17 protein-coding genes are annotated in these 17,437 nt (G+C 76.3%); 6 read left to right on the top strand and 11 right to left on the bottom strand.

Annotated elements, in window-relative coordinates; all coding sequences use genetic code 11:
• From JKP76_RS08580 to JKP76_RS08555, 6 genes are all read right to left on the bottom strand, one after another.
• Complete coding sequence (locus JKP76_RS08580; RefSeq protein ID WP_200490485.1) at window positions 1-1,815, bottom strand: glycerol-3-phosphate dehydrogenase/oxidase; 1,815 nt, start codon at window positions 1,813-1,815, stop codon at window positions 1-3.
• Between the two features lie 17 nt (window positions 1,816-1,832).
• Window positions 1,833-2,783 (bottom strand): DUF808 domain-containing protein, encoded by a 951-nt coding sequence (locus JKP76_RS08575; RefSeq protein WP_200490484.1) that lies wholly within the window; start codon window positions 2,781-2,783, stop codon window positions 1,833-1,835.
• Window positions 2,784-2,846: 63 nt separating this feature from the next.
• A complete protein-coding gene (locus JKP76_RS08570; RefSeq protein WP_200490483.1) occupies window positions 2,847-3,986 on the bottom strand; it encodes an SIS domain-containing protein in 1,140 nt (379 codons plus the stop codon).
• Complete coding sequence (locus JKP76_RS08565) at window positions 3,983-4,216, bottom strand: Trm112 family protein (protein WP_242471229.1); 234 nt, start codon at window positions 4,214-4,216, stop codon at window positions 3,983-3,985. Before JKP76_RS08565 ends, JKP76_RS08570 begins: the two co-directional genes overlap by 4 nt.
• On the bottom strand, window positions 4,213-5,577 hold the full coding sequence (locus JKP76_RS08560) for a phosphomannomutase/phosphoglucomutase (RefSeq protein WP_200490481.1): 1,365 nt from the start codon (window positions 5,575-5,577) through the stop codon (window positions 4,213-4,215). The genes JKP76_RS08565 and JKP76_RS08560 overlap by 4 nt, the downstream gene beginning before the upstream one ends.
• Before the next feature lie 48 nt (window positions 5,578-5,625).
• Entirely contained in the window at window positions 5,626-5,910 is a 285-nt protein-coding gene (locus JKP76_RS08555; RefSeq protein ID WP_309232891.1) for a DUF3499 domain-containing protein, read from the bottom strand.
• Between the two features lie 168 nt (window positions 5,911-6,078).
• On the opposite strand from JKP76_RS08555, the gene JKP76_RS08550 reads away from it, so the two are divergent.
• From JKP76_RS08550 to JKP76_RS08540, 3 genes are read left to right on the top strand one after another with little or no spacing between them, the layout of a single operon-like run.
• Window positions 6,079-6,831, top strand: a complete 753-nt coding sequence (locus JKP76_RS08550) for an SDR family NAD(P)-dependent oxidoreductase (RefSeq protein WP_309229894.1) — start codon at window positions 6,079-6,081, stop codon at window positions 6,829-6,831.
• A gap of 31 nt (window positions 6,832-6,862) precedes the next feature.
• Entirely contained in the window at window positions 6,863-7,330 is a 468-nt protein-coding gene (locus tag JKP76_RS08545) for a metallopeptidase family protein (RefSeq protein WP_200490479.1), read from the top strand.
• A 36-nt stretch (window positions 7,331-7,366) separates the two neighbouring features.
• The gene (locus JKP76_RS08540; protein WP_200490478.1) at window positions 7,367-8,275 is read left to right on the top strand and encodes a hypothetical protein; all 909 of its coding nucleotides are present in this window, start codon (window positions 7,367-7,369) and stop codon (window positions 8,273-8,275) included.
• Here JKP76_RS08540 and JKP76_RS08535 read toward each other — a convergent pair.
• Both JKP76_RS08535 and JKP76_RS08530 read right to left on the bottom strand, forming a co-directional pair.
• The gene (locus JKP76_RS08535; protein WP_200490476.1) at window positions 8,272-9,111 is read right to left on the bottom strand and encodes a hypothetical protein; all 840 of its coding nucleotides are present in this window, start codon (window positions 9,109-9,111) and stop codon (window positions 8,272-8,274) included. The genes JKP76_RS08540 and JKP76_RS08535 overlap by 4 nt on opposite strands.
• Before the next feature lie 82 nt (window positions 9,112-9,193).
• Window positions 9,194-9,448, bottom strand: coding sequence for a WhiB family transcriptional regulator (locus JKP76_RS08530; RefSeq protein ID WP_200493374.1), 255 nt, complete (start codon window positions 9,446-9,448; stop codon window positions 9,194-9,196).
• Between the two features lie 340 nt (window positions 9,449-9,788).
• On the opposite strand from JKP76_RS08530, the gene cofD reads away from it, so the two are divergent.
• The 3 genes from cofD to rfbA are packed head-to-tail and all read left to right on the top strand — an operon-like array spanning window position 9,789 to window position 12,700.
• Complete coding sequence (gene cofD, locus JKP76_RS08525; protein ID WP_207168212.1) at window positions 9,789-10,748, top strand: 2-phospho-L-lactate transferase; 960 nt, start codon at window positions 9,789-9,791, stop codon at window positions 10,746-10,748.
• Window positions 10,741-11,805, top strand: coding sequence for a coenzyme F420-0:L-glutamate ligase (locus JKP76_RS08520; protein ID WP_200490470.1), 1,065 nt, complete (start codon window positions 10,741-10,743; stop codon window positions 11,803-11,805). Before cofD ends, JKP76_RS08520 begins: the two co-directional genes overlap by 8 nt.
• 28 nt (window positions 11,806-11,833) lie before the next feature.
• Complete coding sequence (gene rfbA / locus JKP76_RS08515; protein ID WP_200490468.1) at window positions 11,834-12,700, top strand: glucose-1-phosphate thymidylyltransferase RfbA; 867 nt, start codon at window positions 11,834-11,836, stop codon at window positions 12,698-12,700.
• Between the two features lie 42 nt (window positions 12,701-12,742).
• Here the strand turns inward: rfbA and JKP76_RS20665 are convergent, their stop codons facing one another.
• From JKP76_RS20665 to JKP76_RS08500, 3 genes are all read right to left on the bottom strand, one after another.
• Window positions 12,743-15,250, bottom strand: coding sequence for a hypothetical protein (locus JKP76_RS20665; RefSeq protein WP_242471227.1), 2,508 nt, complete (start codon window positions 15,248-15,250; stop codon window positions 12,743-12,745).
• Window positions 15,251-15,330: 80 nt separating this feature from the next.
• On the bottom strand, window positions 15,331-16,431 hold the full coding sequence (locus tag JKP76_RS08505) for a mannose-1-phosphate guanylyltransferase (RefSeq protein ID WP_200490466.1): 1,101 nt from the start codon (window positions 16,429-16,431) through the stop codon (window positions 15,331-15,333).
• A gap of 35 nt (window positions 16,432-16,466) precedes the next feature.
• Window positions 16,467-17,435 carry a glycosyltransferase family 2 protein gene (locus JKP76_RS08500; protein ID WP_200490464.1) on the bottom strand — a complete coding sequence of 323 codons (969 nt, stop codon included), beginning with the start codon at window positions 17,433-17,435 and terminating at the stop codon, window positions 16,467-16,469.
• Window positions 17,436-17,437 lie beyond the last annotated feature (2 nt).

Raw genomic sequence — 17,437 nt, 5'->3', positions numbered from 1 at the left:
TCAGGAGCCGCCCGCCGATGCCGCCCGGCCCTCCTGCACCAGCCGCCCCTCCGGGCTCCCGCCGGCCACCCCGGCGCGCACGTCGGGCGCGCCGAGCCGCGCGGCGTCGGCCGTCCGGTCGTCGGGCATCCGCTGCGACTCGCGCTCGGCGTCCACCCGGGCGGCGTAGTGCTCGACCTCGCGGTCGGTGCGCTCGGCGTCCCAGCCCAGCTCCCGGGCCATGAGGGCGGCGACCCGGGGCGCGGTCTCCACCCCCCGGTGCCCGGTCTCGATGGAGATCCGGGTGCGCCGGGTGAGCACGTCGTCCAGGTGCAGGGCGCCCTCGGCGGTGACCGCGTGCACGACCTCCGCGGCCAGGTAGTCCGGCGCCCCGGGCAGCGGCGCGGCGAGGTCGGGGTCCGCGGCGGCGAGCGCCAGCACGTCGGCGGTGCGGTCACCGTGCCGGTGCAGGAGCCGCTCCACCGCCGCCTCCGGCAGCCCGGACCGCGCGGCGAGGGCCGCGGCGGTGCCGCGCACCTGCGCCCAGCGGTGCGCCCCGACCAGGGGCAGGTGCGCGGTGCGCGAGGGCGGCACCCCGGGCAGCCCGGCGACCGCCGCGTCGACGGCGTCCTCGGCCATCACCCGGTAGGTCGTGTACTTGCCGCCGGCCACGAGCACCAGACCGGGCACCGGCGTCACGACGGCGTGCTCCCGGGACAGCCGGCTGGTGTCGTCGGACTCCCCCGCCAGCAGCGGCCGGAGCCCGGCGTAGACGCCGAGGATCTGGTCGGTCGTCACCGGTCGGGTCAGCACCCGGTTGACCTGGTCGAGCAGGTAGGCGATGTCGGCGCTGCTGGCCGCGGGGTGGTCGCGGTCGAGCTTCCACGGGGTGTCGGTGGTGCCGACGATCCACTCCTCGCCCCACGGGATGACGAACAGCACGCTGGTCGGCGTGCGCAGGATCAGGCCGTCCGGCGTCCCGCCCGCCGTGGCGAGCGCGCCGCCGTCGATGGCCGACCGCGGCACCACCAGGTGCACGCCCTTGGACGCCCGCACCTTCAGGCTCGGGGCGTCGTCGCCGAGCATCCGGCCGACGTCGTCGCTCCAGACGCCGGTCGCCGCGACGACGCTGCGGGCGCGCACGGTGAACGTCGAGCCGTCGGTGAGGTCGGCGACCCGCACGCCGACGACGGTGCTGCCGTTCCGCAGCAGGCCGGTGACCCGGGCGCTGGAGAGCACCCGCGCCCCGTAGCCCGCGGCGGTGCGGACGACGGCCAGCGTGTGCCGGGCGTCGTCGACCTGGGCGTCCCAGTAGCGGATCGCGCCGTGCACCGCGTCGCGGCGCAGCCCGGGGAACGCCTCGAGGGTGGCGGTCCGGGAGAGGTGCCGGTGGTGCGGGATCGGCCGGTGCGAGGTGAAGGCGGCGCCGAGGACGTCGTACAGCGCGACGCCCGCGCCGAAGTAGGCGCGCTGCCACACCGGGGCGGTGAGCGGCAGCAGGAACGGCAGCGGGCGGACCAGGTGCGGCGCGATCGTCTGCACCAGCCGGGCGCGCTCGTGGAGCGCCTCGTGGACCAGCGGGAACGCGAGCTGCTCGAGGTAGCGCAGCCCGCCGTGGATGAGCTTGCTCGACCGGCTGGAGGTGCCGGCCGCGAAGTCGCGCGCCTCCAGCAGCCCGACGGTCAGCCCGCGACTGGCCGCGTCCAGCGCGGCGCCGGCGCCGGTGACGCCCCCGCCGATGACCAGCACGTCGACGACCTCGGTCGCGAGGCGGTCCCGGTCCGCGCGTCGGCGGGCCGGCGAGAGCAGCGTGCGGTCGGTCGTCCCCGTGTGCATGGCCCTACTGTCCCCGCTCAGTGCGCGGCCGCGCCGCTCCCGGCCTTCTTCCGGTGGACCACGAGGGTCATCACGGCCACGATCACCGCGCCCACGACCAGGCCCAGCAGCGCGCTGCCGAGCGTGTTGACGCACCAGCCGACGACGCCGCCGAGCGCCCCGGTCGCGTCGTGCGCGGCCTCCTCGAGGTGGTGGACGACGTCGTAGAAGAGGTGCAGGCCCAGCTCGTCGGTGCCCACCAGGAGGATGTGCCCGCCGACCCACAGCATCGCGGCGGTGCCGACGACGGTGAGCACGCTGAGCAGCTTCGGCATGGCCTTGACCAGCCCGCGGCCGAGGGCGGCGACCCCCGCGCTGCTGCGCTGGGCCAGGTTGAGCCCGACGTCGTCCATCTTCACGATGACGCCGACGACGCCGTAGACCAGCACGGTGATGCCCACCGCGACGACGGCCAGGATGATCGCGCGGGACACGAAGCCCTCGCCGGCCACCTCGTTGAGCGAGATGACCATGATCTCGGCGGACAGGATGAAGTCGGTGCGCACGGCCCCGCTGACGATCGTCTTCTCGTCGGGGAGCGCCTCCTCGACCGTCGCGTGCTCCTCGGCGTGCCCGCTGAGCCGGTGCCAGATCTTCTCCGCCCCCTCGTAGCAGAGGTAGGCGCCGCCGACCATGAGGATCGGGGTCAGCAGGAAGTCCAGGAACTCACTGAGCAGCAGGATCGCCGGGAGGATGATCAGCAGCTTGTTCCGCAACGAGCCCAGCGCGATGCGCCGGATGATCGGCAGCTCGCGCTCGGCGTTCAGCCCGTGCACGTACTGCGGCGTCACCGCGGTGTCGTCGACGACGACGCCGGCGGCCTTCATGCTGGCCCTGCCGGCAGCAGCGCCGATGTCGTCCAGCGAGGCGGCGGCGGCCTTGGCCAGCACCGCCACGTCGTCGAGCAGGGCTACGAGTCCACCCGCCACGGGGAGTCCTTTCGGTCGGTCAGCACGAGCGCCCTACCCATGATGGTGCGGTCGCCGAACCCGTCACGGCCGGCGCCCGCGCTGGGTGTCCAGCGCCAGCGCCAGGTAGACGGCGGTGAAGTCGGCGACGGCGAGCTGGCGGGCCAGGCGAGCCAGCCGCCCCTCGGCCGGGTCGCCGTGCTCGGCCAGCGCGCTGACCGGGACGTTCCGGGCCGCGGCGGTGCCGAGCACCTCGTCCATCGCCTCGACCGCCGAGCGCGGGTCCCGCTCGCCGGCGCCGTCGTGGCCACCCGCGGCGGCGTCCCGGATGGTGAGCAGCCGCAGCCGCCGGCCGGCGTCCTCGGCGCGGTCGCGGAAGAAGTCGTCGGCGTCGTCGGGCGCCAGCGGACCACCGAGGACCGCGCACGCCGCGACCCGCTGGTCCGGCAGCCGGAAGCCGGTCGCGGGCAGGCCGGCGAGCGTGGCCAGCTGGTCGGCGATGCGGGTCGCGGCCGCGCCCGCGAGCGGCCCCTCGGCGGCGATGACCGGCAGCGCGTCGAGCAGCTCGAGCGCCAGCGTCTTGGCCGGGTTGACGACGGTGTCCCTCGCCGGGCCGCACTCCTCGGCGGTCGCGTCGAGCGCCGCGGCGATGGCGTCCGGGTCGGCGACGTCGCCGGGCAGCAACCCGAGGTCGGAGGCGAGCAGCAGCACCGGCGTGAGCAGCGACCACAGCGTGGTGTGCCGGACCCGGGTCGTCGGCAGCGGCACGTACGGCGCGCGGGCGGTGGAGCAGGCCGCGCGCAGCGGCGCGTCCTCCGCGCCGATGCCCAGCAGCGAGACGCCGCGGCGGGCGGCCTCGTACGCGGGCGCCACGGCGTAGCTGCCGGCCCCCGTGCGGGTCGCGACCACCACCACGTCGCTGGGACCGGTCCACAGCGGCAGCGCCGGCCCGGGCACGACGTCCACGGTCACCGGGCTGCCCGGGCCGAGCAGGGCGCGTAGCACCGAGGCGGCCACGGCGCCCTCGCGGCGCGCGACCACCACCAGACCCCGCGGGCGGCCGCCCTCGGTGACCCGGTCCAGGCCGGCCTCCCGGGTCAGCCGGGCGGTCTCCCGTACCTGCGCGCCCGCGCCGGCCACGGCCGGCAGCAGCCCGGCCGGGTCACGGGCCCGCAGGACCCCGAGGTCGTCGAGGACCTCCTCGGCGAACTCGGGCGGGATCATGCGTTGCTCTGTCCTCCGTCCGCCCCGCCACCCCGGCGACGCGCCTCGTCGAGCAGCAGCACCGGGATGCCGTCCCGCACCGGGAAGGCCCGGTCGCACGTCGTGCACAGCAGCTCGCCGGCCGCCTCGTCCACGGTCAGCGGGCTGTGGTGGGTGTCCGGGCAGGCCAGGATGGCCAGCAGCTCGGGGTCCAGCCTCAGCGGCCCACCGGTCGTCGTGTTGCTCGTCATGCCCGCACCATCCCCAGCACCTGGTCCCGAAGTTCGATCATCCGCGCCTCGTCGGGCGCCTCCACGTTGAGCCGCAGCAGCGGCTCGGTGTTGCTGGCGCGCAGGTTGAACCACGCGCCGTCCGCCAGCTCGACGGTCAGCCCGTCCAGCTCGTCGACCGTCGTCCCCGGCTGGTCGGCGAAGGCCGCGCGGACGTCGGCCGTCCGCGCCGCGGCGTCGTCGACGGTCGAGTTGATCTCGCCCGAGGCGGCGTAGCGCGAGTAGGCCGCGGTGAGCTCCGACAGCGTGCCGGACTGCTCCCCGAGCGCGGCCAGCACGTGCATCGCGGCCAGCATGCCGGTGTCGGCCCGCCAGAAGTCGCGGAAGTAGTAGTGCGCCGAGTGCTCGCCGCCGAAGACGGCGTCGGTGCGGGCCATCTCGGCCTTGATGAAGGAGTGCCCGACGCGGGTGCGCACCGGCTCGCCGCCGTGCTCGCGCACGATCTCGGGAACCGCCTTCGAGGTGATCAGGTTGTGGATGATCGTCGTCCCGTGGCCCTTGGCCAGCTCGCGGACCGCGACCAGGGCGGTGACCGCCGACGGGCTGACCGGCTCGCCGCGCTCGTCGATGACGAACACGCGGTCGGCGTCGCCGTCGAAGGCCAGGCCGATGTCGGCGCCGTGCTCGCGCACCGCGGCCTGCAGGTCGACCAGGTTGGCCGGGTCCAGCGGGTTGGCCTCGTGGTTGGGGAAGGAGCCGTCCAGCTCGAAGTACATGGGCACGACCTCCAGCGGGAGGTCGGCCAGGACGACCGGCACCGTGTGCCCGCCCATGCCGTTGCCGGCGTCGACGACGACCTTCAGCGGCCGGATGCCCGAGAGGTCGACGAGGGTCCGCAGGTGCGCGGCGTACTCGTGGATGACGTCGCGCTGGGTCACCGAGCCGACCCGGCCGGGGTCGCGGTCGTAGGCGTCGGCCTCGGCGGAGGCGCGGATCTGGGCCAGGCCGGAGTCCTGGCCGATCGGCGCGGCCCCGGCGCGGCACATCTTGATGCCGTTGTACTTCGCGGGGTTGTGGCTGGCGGTGAACATCGCGCCCGGGATGTCCAGCGAGCCGGCGGCGAAGTACAGCATGTCGGTGGAGCCCAGGCCGGCCTCGACGACGTCCAGCCCGCGGCTGATCACGCCCTCGGCGAAGGCGCGCGACAGCGGCACCGACGACTCGCGCATGTCGTGGGCGGTGACCACCGAGGTCGCCCCGCTGTCACCGTGCACGAACTCGGCGAAGGCGGCGCCGATCGACCGGGCCACGGCCTCGTCCCACTGGTCGGGGACCACACCGCGGACGTCGTAGGCCTTGATGATCGAGGAGAGGTCAGCCACGCCGAGACCCTATCGGCGGGTGCGACCGGCCGCTCGTACGACCACCCGTCAGGGCAGGTCGGGGAGGACGCGCAGGTGCCCGCGCCGCGTGCCGCGGCCGTCGTCCAGCGGGTCGCGCGGCGGCTCGGGCCGGGCCGCCTCGCGGACGGCGTCGGCCAGGGCGAGCAGGTCGTCGCCGGTCGGGCCGACGTCGTCCAGGTCGATCTCGTGCCGGACGACCTCCCACCCGCGGGGCACGGTCAGCCGCTCGGCGTGGAACTCGCAGAGGTCGTAGCTGTGCGGCTCCGAGAAGGTCGCCAACGGCCCGACAACGGCCGTCGACTCCGCGTACACGTAGGTCAGAGTCGCCGCTGCCGGTTGCGCGCAGGCCGCTGCGCGAGCAGCGACGTGACTGCCTCACCACCGGTTCCTCACGCATGCACCGTAAACCCGCCTGCGGGTCGACCGCAGCAAGGCGCACCGGGAAATCGGGGAGGGCGCCCCATCCTGCACGATGACCCCGTGGGCATCGAACCAGGACCGGTCCTCGTCCTCGGCGGGCGCAGCGAGATCGGCACGGCCGTCGCGGAGCGGCTCGCCGCGCGCGGTCTCGGCACGGTCGTGCTGGCCGCACGCCGGTCCGCCGACCTCGACGAGCAGGAGGCGCAGCTGCGCCGCGCGGGCGCCACGACGGTGGGCCGGGTGGAGTTCGACGCCGACGACCTCGCCGGTCACGCGGCCGTCCTCGACGAGGTGGAGCGGCGCTTCGGCGTGCCGGGGACGGTCGTCGTGGCGTTCGGCGTGCTCGGCGACCAGGCGCTCGCCGAGCGCGACCCGGCCGCGGCGGTCGCCGTCCTGCACACCGACCTCACCGCGCAGGTGCACGTGCTCACCCTGCTGGCCCAGCGGCTGAGGGCGGCCGGGCGCGGCACGCTGGTCGTCTTCTCCTCGGTCGCCGGGGTGCGGGTGCGCCGCGCCAACTACGTGTACGGCTCGGCCAAGGCCGGGCTCGACGGGTTCGCCAGCGGGCTGGCCGACGCCCTCGCCGGCTCCGGGGTGCGGCTGCTGCTGGTCCGGCCCGGCTTCGTCGTCGGCCGGATGACCGAGGGCATGTCCCCCGCGCCGTTCTCCAGCACCCCCGACCAGGTGGCCGACGCCGTCGTCGCCGGCCTGGCCGGCCGCCGCGGGGAGGTCTGGGTGCCGGGGGTGCTGCGCCCGGTCTTCGCCCTCATGCGGCTGCTCCCCCGGGCCGTCTGGCGGCGACTCCCCCGGTGAGGGCGTCCCTCGCCGTAGGCTTCGGCCCGTCATGACCGGTCCCTCCCGCCGCCCCGCCCGCTCCCGCCGTGACCGCCACGGCCGCGGCCTGCGCGGCCGCCTCGTGCCGGCGGAGGTGCCGCTGTCCCGCAGCCGGGCCGAGCAGTTCGACGACCTCGTCCTCGACGCGGTCGAGGACCTCGAGCGCCGCTGGGAGCGGGAGCTGGCCGGCGTGGAGTTCGCCGTCGAGGACGTGCCCTGGGTGGAGCACACCAGCCCCGATGACGTGGTGCTGGACGCCGACGTGCTCGACGACGCCAGCGTGCCCCTGGCCCGCGTGCTGCCCGCGCACCGCGAGGACGGCCGGGAGGTCCCGCCCCGGATCGTCGTCTACCGGCGCCCGCTGGAGCTGCGCGCCGCCGACCGGGACGACCTCGCGGACCTCGTGCGCGACGTCGTCGTCGACCAGGTCGCGGTGCTCCTGGGCCGCGATCCGGAGGAGATCGACCCCACCGGCTGAGCAGGCCGGTCCCGGCGTCCTGGGATGCTGGGCGCGATGGACGTTCCCGCGGCGGCCGCCGGGCCCTGGATGGCGCTCGGCGCGGTGCTCGGGATCCTGCTGCTGGTCGCGGTCGCGGCGACCACCGCCCGGCTGCGCGGCCGCCCGACGGCGGCTCCCCCGGCGCCCCCGGTTCCCGGGCCGGACGACGTCCCGCCGCGCGACGACCTCGCCGAGTTCCTGGCGCGTCCCCCCGGCACCCCCGGCGCGGCGGACGACGTCCCGGAGGGGTGGGCCGTACTCGCCCCCGCCGCGCCCGCCGAGATCCCCGAGCCCGCACCGCCGGCGCCCGCACCCGCCTCGTCGCCCGGCACCGCGCTCGCGGTGCTCGCCGTCGTCGCGCTGCTGCTCGTGGGCGTCGCGGCGGCGCTGGCCGCGGGGTCCCGGTCGCCCGAGCCGGTCGCCGCCCCCACGGCGGCGCCGACCGCCGCGCCCACCCCGACCCCGGACCCCACCCCGGAACCGGGCCCCCCGGCTCCCCCGGCTGCCGACACCGCGCGGTTCGCCTTCGACGGGATCGTCCTGGAGGAGCACGCGGTCGGCATCACCGCCGCCTTCCCCGAGCTGGAGCTGACCTCCGACGGCGGGCGCACCGTCGCGCGGCTGCAGCTGCCGGCGGCCAACTGCCTGGCCGCCGTCGCGCCGGCGACGGCCGGGGACCCGGCATGCCGGACCGCGCGCACCGAGTACGCGGAGCTGGCGACGCCCGAGCTGCGCGTCGACGAGGACGGCGACGTGCTCACCGTCGCGGGACGGTTCGCCACCTGGTTGCGCCCGCCGGGTTCGGCGCCCCAGCCGACCGGCCGCAGCTACGACGTCGAGATCACCCTGGTGGCCCGCGGCGGCGACCGGCCCGCCGCGGAGGCGCGGCTGCGGTGGGCCGACCAGGTGGTCGCCGCCCGCTAGGGCCGCCGGCTCCCCAGGCGGCGGGCCACGTCCGGCGCCGGGAGCCGGCTGCGCAGCGGGAGGGAGAGCCCGGCCGAGGGCGCCCCGCGCTCGGTCCGCACCCCCGGCGTCCCCGCCGGCGCCCACCACGGCCGGCGGTCGGCGTCCTCGACCAGGGTGAGCAGCCCACCCGGGCCGCCGTCGGTGACCGCGACCTCCAGCCGGCCGGCGGCGGCGTGCAGCCGCGCCGCGGCGCGCAGGAACGCCCGGTGCCGGTGATCGGGTTCCTGCGCCAGCAGCGCCGGCAGCAGCCGGTCGATCTCCCGGGGGTCGCTGCTTCGCCGGACCGGTGCGCCGTCGTCGTCCAGGGCGTCGACCAGCCGGGTGGTGCGCGCGGTGGCCATCCGGGCCGCGGGCCAGCGGGCGGCCAGCCGGCGGGCGGTCGGATCCCCCAGCGGCAGGCCGGCCAGGTGCAGCGACCACGGGCCGCGCAGCCGGCCGAGCAGGTCGGCGATGCCGTCGGCCAGCCCGGCCGCGGCGTCCTCGTCGGCGGCCAGCAGCCGGGCCGTCGGGCCGCCGGGCGGCACGGGGAGGCCGTCGCCCAGCAGGGTCACCGCGGTGACGGGGCCCCGGCGGCGCAGGGTCAGGAAGGCCGCGGCGGCCGTGGTCCGGCCGCTGCCGTCGACGACGACGGCCACCGGTCGCCCGGCGCGCCGCTGCGCGGCCTGCACGTTGAGGACGGCGGTCAGCCAGGGCGCCCGGGCGGTGCCCGGCGCGCGGAGCCGGCGGGCGAGGGGCGCGGCGGCGCGGAGCTCACCGGCCACGGCGTCGCGGCCGGAGGCGACCCGGGTACCCATGCCCGAATAGCACCACAGCCGCCGACGGGGGCCGTCGGCGGCTGTGCGGTGCGCCCCGATCCCGGGGCGTGGGTGCTGCGGGTCAGACGGCCCGGCGGCGCAGGCGACGGCGCTCGCGCTCGGAGAGCCCGCCCCAGATGCCGAAGCGCTCGTCGTTGGACAGCGCGTACTCGAGGCACTCGGCCTTGACCTCGCAGCCGGTGCAGATCTTCTTCGCCTCGCGGGTGGAGCCGCCCTTCTCCGGGAAGAACGCCTCCGGGTCCGTCTCGGCGCACAGGGCGCGCTCCTGCCAGGACTGGCCCTCGGACTCCAGGCCGATGCCCAGCAGGCCGCTGATCCCGGAGCCGGCGGGGGCGCCGAGGCCCTGACCGGCAGCCGACCCGAATCGGTCGGTCACCCGGTCACCTCCGCTGACGTAATCGCTCAACCACGACACCTCGGCCATGACGATGCGTCCCCTCTCGCTCTCGTCCCGGTGCGCGGCTTCCGGGAGGCTCCCGATCCGCTCAGCACTCGATGACATCGCCGGAATTACACGCGTGTCGTTGCCCAGCCGTCAACTTTGCACGGTGTAAGCGACACGCCACACGGGCCCCACCCGTCACACCCCGTTCGTCACATCTCGTCTGCTCCTCCGACACGCCCGTGGAACAGTGCACAACTGCCTATCGGGCACGATGTCTTTCGTGCAGATCGTGGTGCTGGCAGGTGGGACCGGAGGGGCTCGATTCCTGAGGGGGGTGCGGGCCGCGGTACCGGAGGCGGAGATCACCGCGGTGGTCAACACCGGGGACGACGTGACGATGCACGGGCTGCGCATCTGCCCGGATCTCGACACCGTCGTCTACACCCTCGGCGGGGGCATCGACGAGGAACGCGGCTGGGGCCGGGTCGGTGAGAGCTGGACGGTCAAGGAGGAGCTCGCCGCCTACGGCGCCGACCCCGACTGGTTCGGCCTCGGCGACCGCGACCTCGCCACCCACCTCATCCGCACCCGCATGCTCGACGCCGGCTACCCGCTCTCCGCGGTGACCGCCGCGCTCGCCGACCGCTGGCAGCCCGGGGTCACGGTGCTGCCGATGAGCGACCAGCGGGTCGAGACCCACGTCGTCGTGACCGACCCCGAGACCGGCCGGCCGCGCGCCATCCACTTCCAGGAGTGGTGGGTGCGGCACCGGGCGGAGCTCGAGGCATCGGCGTTCGTGCAGGTCGGCGTGGACGCCGCCCGCCCTGCCCCCGGCGTCGCCGAGGCGTTCGCCGCCGCCGACGCCGTGCTGCTGGCGCCGTCGAACCCCGTGGTGTCGATCGGCACCGTCCTCGGCGTGCCCGGCCTGCGCGAGGCGCTGCTGGCCACCCCGGCGCGGATCGCGGGCGTCTCCCCGATCGTGGGCGGCGCGGTCGTGCGCGGCATGGCCGACCGGTGCCTGCCGGTGCTGGGCATCGAGGTCAGCGCGGAAGGCGTCGGCCGGCACTACGGCGCCCGTGGCGACGGCGGCCTGCTCGACGCCTGGCTGGTCGCCCCCGGCGACCCGGCCGACGTCCCCGGCGTCGACGTCCGGCAGGTGCCGCTGCTGATGTCGGACCCCGACGCGACGGCGGCGCTGGCCCGCGCCGCCCTCGACGCCGCCGGTGTCTGAGCCCGGCGCCGTGCCGGCGGGCGTCACCGTGCTGCCCGTCGCCGGGCTGCCGGAGTTCGCCCCCGGGGACGACCTCGCCGCGGCGATCGCCGAGCGCGCCCCGTGGCTGGCCGACGGCGACGTCGTCGTCGTCACCTCTAAGGTGGTCTCCAAGGTCGAGGGCGCGCTGGTCCCCGTCCCGCCGGACGCCGACCGCGAGGCCGTCCGGCAGGCCGCCATCGACGGGCAGACCGTGCGCGTGGTCGCCCGCCGCGGACCGCTGAAGATCGTGCAGACCCCGCACGGCTGGGTGGTCGCCGCCGCCGGGATCGACGCCTCCAACGTCGACCAGGGCTCGCTGGTCCTGCTCCCCGAGGACTCCGACGCCTCCGCCCGCGCGTTGCGCGCCCGCCTCGCCGAGCTGCTCGGCGTCGACGTCGCCGTGGTGGTGAGCGACACCTTCGGCCGCACCTGGCGGGAGGGGCTCACCGACGTCGCCCTCGGCTCGGCCGGGATCACCGCGCTGGTCGACCACCGCGGCGCGGTCGACGCGCACGGCAACCGGCTGGAGACCACCCGCATCGCCGTCGTCGACGAGCTCGCCTCGGCCGCCGACCTGGTCAAGGGCAAGCTCGACGGCGTGCCCGTCGCGGTCGTCCGCGGCCTCCCCTTCGACCGGCCGGCGGAGGACGAGGGCACCCGGCCGCTGGTCCGGCTGCCCGCCGACGACCTCTTCCCCTACGGCTCCCGCGACGTGGTGGGCTCCCGCTCCCCGGCCGGTGACCTGCTGCCCCGGGCCGGCGAGCTCGAGGCGGTCGCGGCCGCCTTCCGCACCGCCGGCGCCGCCCTGCCGGAGTTCCCGGTGGTGCTGCGGCACGGCGGCGAGGGCGACGGCGTCGTCGACGTCCACCTGAGCGACGCGGTCACCACGACGACGGCGCTCAACCTGGGCGCGCAGCTCGGCGCGGTCATCGTGCAGCTGCACGCCGAGGGCTGGCGGACCCGCTGGGAACCCGCGGCGACCGCCGGTGGGACCTCACTCGTCGGGAGGCTGTGGGTGGGTTCGGACCCCGCCTGAGCTGCGGTCTCGGCTAGCGTGCCGACCCATGCGCGGGATCATCCTGGCCGGTGGCACGGGGAGTCGGCTCTTCCCCATCACGCAGGCGGTGAGCAAGCAGCTCATGCCGGTCTACGACAAGCCGATGATCTACTACCCGCTCTCGACGCTGATGATGGCCGGCGTCCGCGAGGTGCTGATCATCACCACCCCCGGCGACCAGGAGGCCTTCCGCCACCTGCTCGGCGACGGCAGCCGGCTGGGCATGCGGATCGAGTACGCCGTGCAGCCCCGCCCCGAGGGGCTGGCCCAGGCCTTCCTCATCGGCGCCGAGTTCCTGGGCGGCGAGGCGGCCGCACTCGTGCTGGGCGACAACATCTTCTACGGCGCGGGCCTGGGCACCGCCCTGGCGCGGCTGCCCGAGCCCGCCGGAGGGCACGTCTTCGCCTACCACGTCGCCAACCCCCGGGAGTACGGCGTCGTCGAGTTCGACCCCGACGGCCGGGTGCTGTCGATCGAGGAGAAGCCGGAACGCCCGCGCAGCTCCTACGCCGTCCCGGGGCTGTACTTCTACGCTAGCGACGTCGTCGAGGTGGCCCGCGGCATCACCCCCAGCGCGCGCGGCGAGCTGGAGATCACCGCGGTGAACGAGCACTACCTGCGCGAGGGCCGGCTCACGGTCACCGCGCTGGACCGCGGCACCGCCTGGCTGGACACCGGCACCTTCGCCTCGCTGCGCCAGGCCACCGAGTTCGTCTCGGTGGTCGAGGAGCGGCAGGGGCTGAAGATCGGCTGCATCGAGGAGGTCGCCTGGCGCAACGGCTGGCTGGACGACGACGGCCTGCGGCGGGCCGCCGAGCCGCTGGGCAAGAGCGGCTACGGCGACTACCTGCTGAACCTGCTCGCCGACCGCTGACCTCCGCCCCGGGGGCAGAAATGGCCATTTCTGCCCCCGGGGTCACATCCGGCGGTAGTCGGTCGGGGCGAAGCGCGGGCCGCGCCGGGGACGGCGGGGTCCGCCGGCCAGCAGCAGGCGCACCACCCGCTGGCGGTGCCCCCGCCACGGCTCCAGCAGCGCGAGCATGCCCTCGTCGTCGGTGACCCGGGCGCCGGTCAGGGCGAAGCCGATCTGGTTCTTCAGGTGGTAGTCGCCGACGCTGACGGTGTCGGGGCAGCCCAGGGTCCGCTGCACCACCTCGGCCGCCGTCCAGACGCCGATGCCGGGCACCGAGCGCAGCCGCCGCTGCAGGGTGGGCGAGTCGCAGCCCTCGGCCGGCTCCAGCCGGTCGGCCACCGTCGCCACCGCGCGCAGCGCCCGGCGGCGCGCGCCGTCGAGCCCGCAGGCGTGCCACTGCCAGTCGGTGATCTCCAGGACCCGCCGCGCCGACGGGAGCACGCGCATCCCCTCCGGCGCCGGCCCGGGCGCGGGCTCCCCGGCCAGCCGCAGCAGCTCCCGCCAGACGCGGTTCGCCTCGACGGTGGTGACCTTCTGCTCGAGGACGGCGGGCACCAGCGCGTCCCACGTCCGGCCGGTGCCGCCCAGCCGCAGCCACGGCGTGCGGCGGTGCAGGTCGGCGACGAGCGCGTGACCGCCCGGGTCGAACGTGGCGACCGGGTCCTCGGCGCCGAGGGAACGCGGCACGGCGGCACCGGCGCACTCCGCACCCGGCCCCCACGCCTGCACCGCGACCCGGCCGGCGGCGTACCGGATGCGCACGGTGGCCGGGCCCTCCGGCGTGCTGGTGGTCCGCCAGATGCCCTCGGGCGTGATCCGCATCGCGGGGTCGGCGACGCCGCGGTGGTGCGCGGCGACGGCCCGGCGGAGGTCCAGCGGCCAGTCCGGCTCCCAGGTCGCCTCGTACGGCGCGGTCACCAGCGCGGCACCGCTCACCGGGGACCACCGGCCGGGGTCGCCACCGCGTCCTGCTCCGTGCCGTCCGGACCGGCCCCGGCCCGCTCGACGTCGTCCCGGCCCGCGCGGCGGCGCCGGGCGGCGGACAGCGCCGCGCGCCCGCCCGCCTCCAGCAGCACCGCGAGCAGCAGGCCCGTCGCGAACGCGGCGTGCACCGTGTGCTTCGCCAGCTCGTAGTACCCGTCGCTGAGCGCGATCAGCGCCTGGCTCACCGCGTAGCCGGTCAGCAGCAGCGCCAGCACGCCGCGGGACGGCCCGCCCCGCCTCCCGCGAGCGAGCCCAGCGGACCCCGGCCACCGCCCCGCCCAGCCAGACGAACGCGATCGCCGGCACCGGCCAGCCCGTGGGCAGCAGGCCCAGCAGCCAGAAGACCGGGCTCGGTCGCTGCGCAAGCTCCGGGTCGCCGTCCACCTCGCCGGGCAGGTTGGCCAGGTAGTCGACCCGCGCCTCGGTCACGGCGTCGAAAGCCTGCGGGACCAGCTCGAGGAACCGGTCGGGGTGGGCGGCGAAGAAGCCGAGGTAGGTCTTCCAGGAGAACACCGTCCAGGCGTTGTCCTCGATGAGCGGATCGCCCCAGGGGGTGTCGGTCTCCCAGGCGTTCGTGCCGGCGTAGCGGGCCAGCTCGGGCGGCAGCCCCATCTCCTCGAGGTCCGCGCGCGGGTCGTCGGACTCCACCAGGAGCGTGTGGAAGAGCAGGTTGTACTTGTTGCCGTTGCTCAGCCCCTCCCCCTGGCCCCGGGCGGTCAGCGCCAGCAGCAGCCCGGCGACGCCGAGGAGCACCAGCAGGGAGACCACGGGACGGCGGAGGCCGCCGCGGACCGGCTGCGCCGGGCGCTCCCGGTAGCGCCGGCTGAGCAGCAGGGCCAGCCCGACCGCCGGGACGACGGTGACCAGGGCGGTCTTGGCGGCCCCGGTGAACGCGACCGCCGCGACCAGCAGCAGCAGCCACGGCCAGGTCCGGTTCACGACCACGCCCACGCCGGCGGCGCACACCCAGAGCAGCCCGATGAAGCCGGCCTGGTCGGTGTAGCCGGAGTTCAGGTAGGTGACGAAGCCGATGTCGCTGACCGCGACGACCACCAGCGCGACCAGCGGCCAGCGCGCGCCGAGCCCGCCGGGCAGGGCGAGGAACAGCGCCGCCGCCCCGAGGCCGAGGAGCACCGCACCGACGACGGCCAGGACGGCCATGTCGAAGCCGTCGTCCCCGGTCACCAGCCGGGAGGCCCAGTAGGTCAGCTGCAGGACCGGGCGCCACGAGGTGGCGTACCGCCAGTTCTCCCCCGGGCAGCTGTTGCCCGGCAGGTAGTCGCCCTCGAACCCCTGCTGCGAGGAGTCCGGGCCGATGCCGAGCCCGAGCCGGCACACCAGCCGGTCGGCGTCGCCGTTGTCGGCCAGGCCGACCGTCCCGCTGACGAACAGCTGGGCCAGCACGACCGCCGTCGTGACGGCGAGCACGACCCCGGCGCCCAGGGCGCGGACGCGCCGGGACGGGACGTCCGGCGCCCGCCCGTCCGGCGGGTCGGCAACCGGCCGGGGGCCGCGGGGAAGACGCACGACGTCCATCTTCCGCGATCCCGGCGCCGGGTGCGGGGTACGCGCGCGAGAAGCGTCACAGCGCGCCGCCCGTCCGCCGGTCAGCTGAAGCGGCTGCCGTGCCCCGCCTCGACCTCGGCCAGCAGCTGCTTGACCCGCTCCGCGTCGCCCACCGGGCAGACCATCGTCACGTCGGCGGTGTGCACCACGACGCTGTCGCGCACGCCGATCAGCGCGACGAGGTGGTCGGGGTCGTCGGAGAGGACGACGTTGCCGGAGCTGTCGAGCAGCACCCGCAGCCCGCGGCCGGCGTTGCCGGCCTCGTCGGTCTCGAGGGTGTGCGCGAGGGCCGGCCACGAGCCGATGTCCAGCCACTCGACGTCCAGGTCGACGACGGCGACGCGGCCCGGCTCGGCGGCCGCCGGCTCCAGGACGGCGTAGTCGACGCTGATCTTCGGCAGGGTCGGGAACACCTCGGCCAGGACGGCGTCGCGCTCCGGGCCGGCGGGCGCGGCCACGATGCGCGCCAGCCCCGTCGCCGACTCCGGCAGGTGGTCGGCGAGCGCGTCGAGCACCGTCTGCGCCCGCCACACGAACATGCCGGAGTTCCAGACGTACTCCCCCGACGCCAGGTAGGCCTCGGCCGTCTCGCGGTCGGGCTTCTCGCGGAACGACGCCGCCTCCGCCGCACCGGCGACCTCCGTCGGTGCGCCCTTCTGCACGTAGCCGAACCCGGTCGCCGGGGACGTCGGCGTCACGCCGAGGGTCACCAGCGCCCGGGGGCGGACGGCGAGCAGGTCGTAGGCGGTGGTGAGCGCGGCAGCGAAGCGCTCGACCGGGCGGATCACGTGGTCGGCGCTGACGACGGCGAGCTCGGCGTCCGGGTCGATGTCGGCCACCAGCGCGGCGGCGAGGCCGACGGCGTTGGCGGTGTCGCGGGCCACCGGCTCGAGCACCAGCCGGTCCGGGCGCAGCCGCGGCAGGGCCGCCCGCACCATGTCGGCGTAGCGGGCGGCGGTGCACACCCAGATCTGCTCGGCCGGCAGCACCGCCTCGAGGCGGGTGAACGCCTCCTCCAGCAGGCTGTGCGCGCCACCGTCCGCGTCGGCGACGACGTCGAGCAGCTGCTTGGGGCGCTGGGCGCGGGACAGCGGCCACAGCCGCGTGCCGGAGCCGCCCGCCATGATCACGGCGTGTCGCATCGTGGTCCCTCTCGTCGGTCGGTCGTCCGGCCGGCTCAGGGGTGGCCGGTGGTGGGGTGGGAGCCCGGGGCGTCCGGGTGGTCGTGCGGGAGCTGGTCCACGGTCTGCTGCGGCTGCGCGCCCTCGTCGACCCGCCGGCTCGCGTAGGAGAGCAGCATCCGGGCGCCGAGGCCGGCCCGCAGGGCGCCGCGCAGCGGGGCGTGCCGGCGCCGCGGGAAGTCGGCGGAGAGGTACCGCAGCGCGCTGGTGTGGTGCACCCGCTGCATGCGCCGGGCCGAGCGCCGCGTGGCGTGCCCGCCCTCGTGGGTGACGACCGCCGTGGGCACGTAGACGTGCAGCCAGCCGCGCTGCCCGAGGCGGCGGGCGAGGTCGACGTCCTCGAAGTACATGAAGTAACCGGGGTCGAAGCCGCCGACCGAGGCGTAGGCGGCGAGGTCGACCAGCAGGCAGCTGCCCGACAGCCAGCCGGCCGGGCGCTCGGCGATCTCGTCCCGCTCGCGCCGGTAGCGCGCCGTCCACGGGTTCGCCGGCCACACCCAGCCCAGCAGCGCGTGCCCGATGCCGGTCGAGAGCGACGGCAGGTCCCGGGCCGAGGGGTAGATGGCCCCCTCGGGGGTGCGGATGGCCGGGCCCAGGGTGGCCGCCCGCGGCCAGCGGGCCGCGGCCTCGACCAGCTCGTCGACGGCGCCGGGCTCGAAGCGGACGTCGGGGTTGGCGACGACCGCGTAGCCGGTCGTGGCGCCGGCCAGCGCGGCGTTGGCGGCCGCGCCGTAGCCGATGTTGCCGCCGGTGCGCAGCAGGGTGACCTCGGGCCGCTGCCGCGCGGCCCGCTCGGGGACGCCGTCGGTCGAGCCGTTGTCGGCAAGGACCACCTCGTAGGGGCGGCCGGTGGCCAGCGCGAGGGAGTCGAGGAACCCCTCGAGCGTCTCGCCCGGGGAGTAGGTCACCACGACCACCCGCAGCGGCGCGTCGACCCGGGCGCTGTCGACCGGAGCGCTGTCCACGG

It is taken from the genome of Blastococcus sp. TML/C7B (assembly GCF_016612845.1).
GTDB lineage: Bacteria > Actinomycetota > Actinomycetes > Mycobacteriales > Geodermatophilaceae > Blastococcus.
Note: the sequence above shows the minus strand (reverse complement) of the source record. Positions and strands in the feature narration are given on the sequence as shown.

Bases quoted from the DNA above. Each gene is read 5' to 3' on its own strand.
- JKP76_RS08535 (WP_200490476.1), bottom strand. From the start codon at position 9,111: ATGGGTACCCGGGTCGCCTCCGGCCGCGACGCCGTGGCCGGTGAGCTC.
- rfbA (WP_200490468.1), top strand. From the start codon at position 11,834: ATGCGCGGGATCATCCTGGCCGGTGGCACGGGGAGTCGGCTCTTCCCC.
- JKP76_RS08570 (WP_200490483.1), bottom strand. From the start codon at position 3,986: ATGATCCCGCCCGAGTTCGCCGAGGAGGTCCTCGACGACCTCGGGGTC.
- JKP76_RS08565 (WP_242471229.1), bottom strand. From the start codon at position 4,216: ATGACGAGCAACACGACGACCGGTGGGCCGCTGAGGCTGGACCCCGAG.
- JKP76_RS08580 (WP_200490485.1), bottom strand. From the start codon at position 1,815: ATGCACACGGGGACGACCGACCGCACGCTGCTCTCGCCGGCCCGCCGA.
- cofD (WP_207168212.1), top strand. From the start codon at position 9,789: ATGTCTTTCGTGCAGATCGTGGTGCTGGCAGGTGGGACCGGAGGGGCT.
- JKP76_RS08540 (WP_200490478.1), top strand. From the start codon at position 7,367: ATGGACGTTCCCGCGGCGGCCGCCGGGCCCTGGATGGCGCTCGGCGCG.
- JKP76_RS08505 (WP_200490466.1), bottom strand. From the start codon at position 16,431: ATGCGACACGCCGTGATCATGGCGGGCGGCTCCGGCACGCGGCTGTGG.
- JKP76_RS08545 (WP_200490479.1), top strand. From the start codon at position 6,863: ATGACCGGTCCCTCCCGCCGCCCCGCCCGCTCCCGCCGTGACCGCCAC.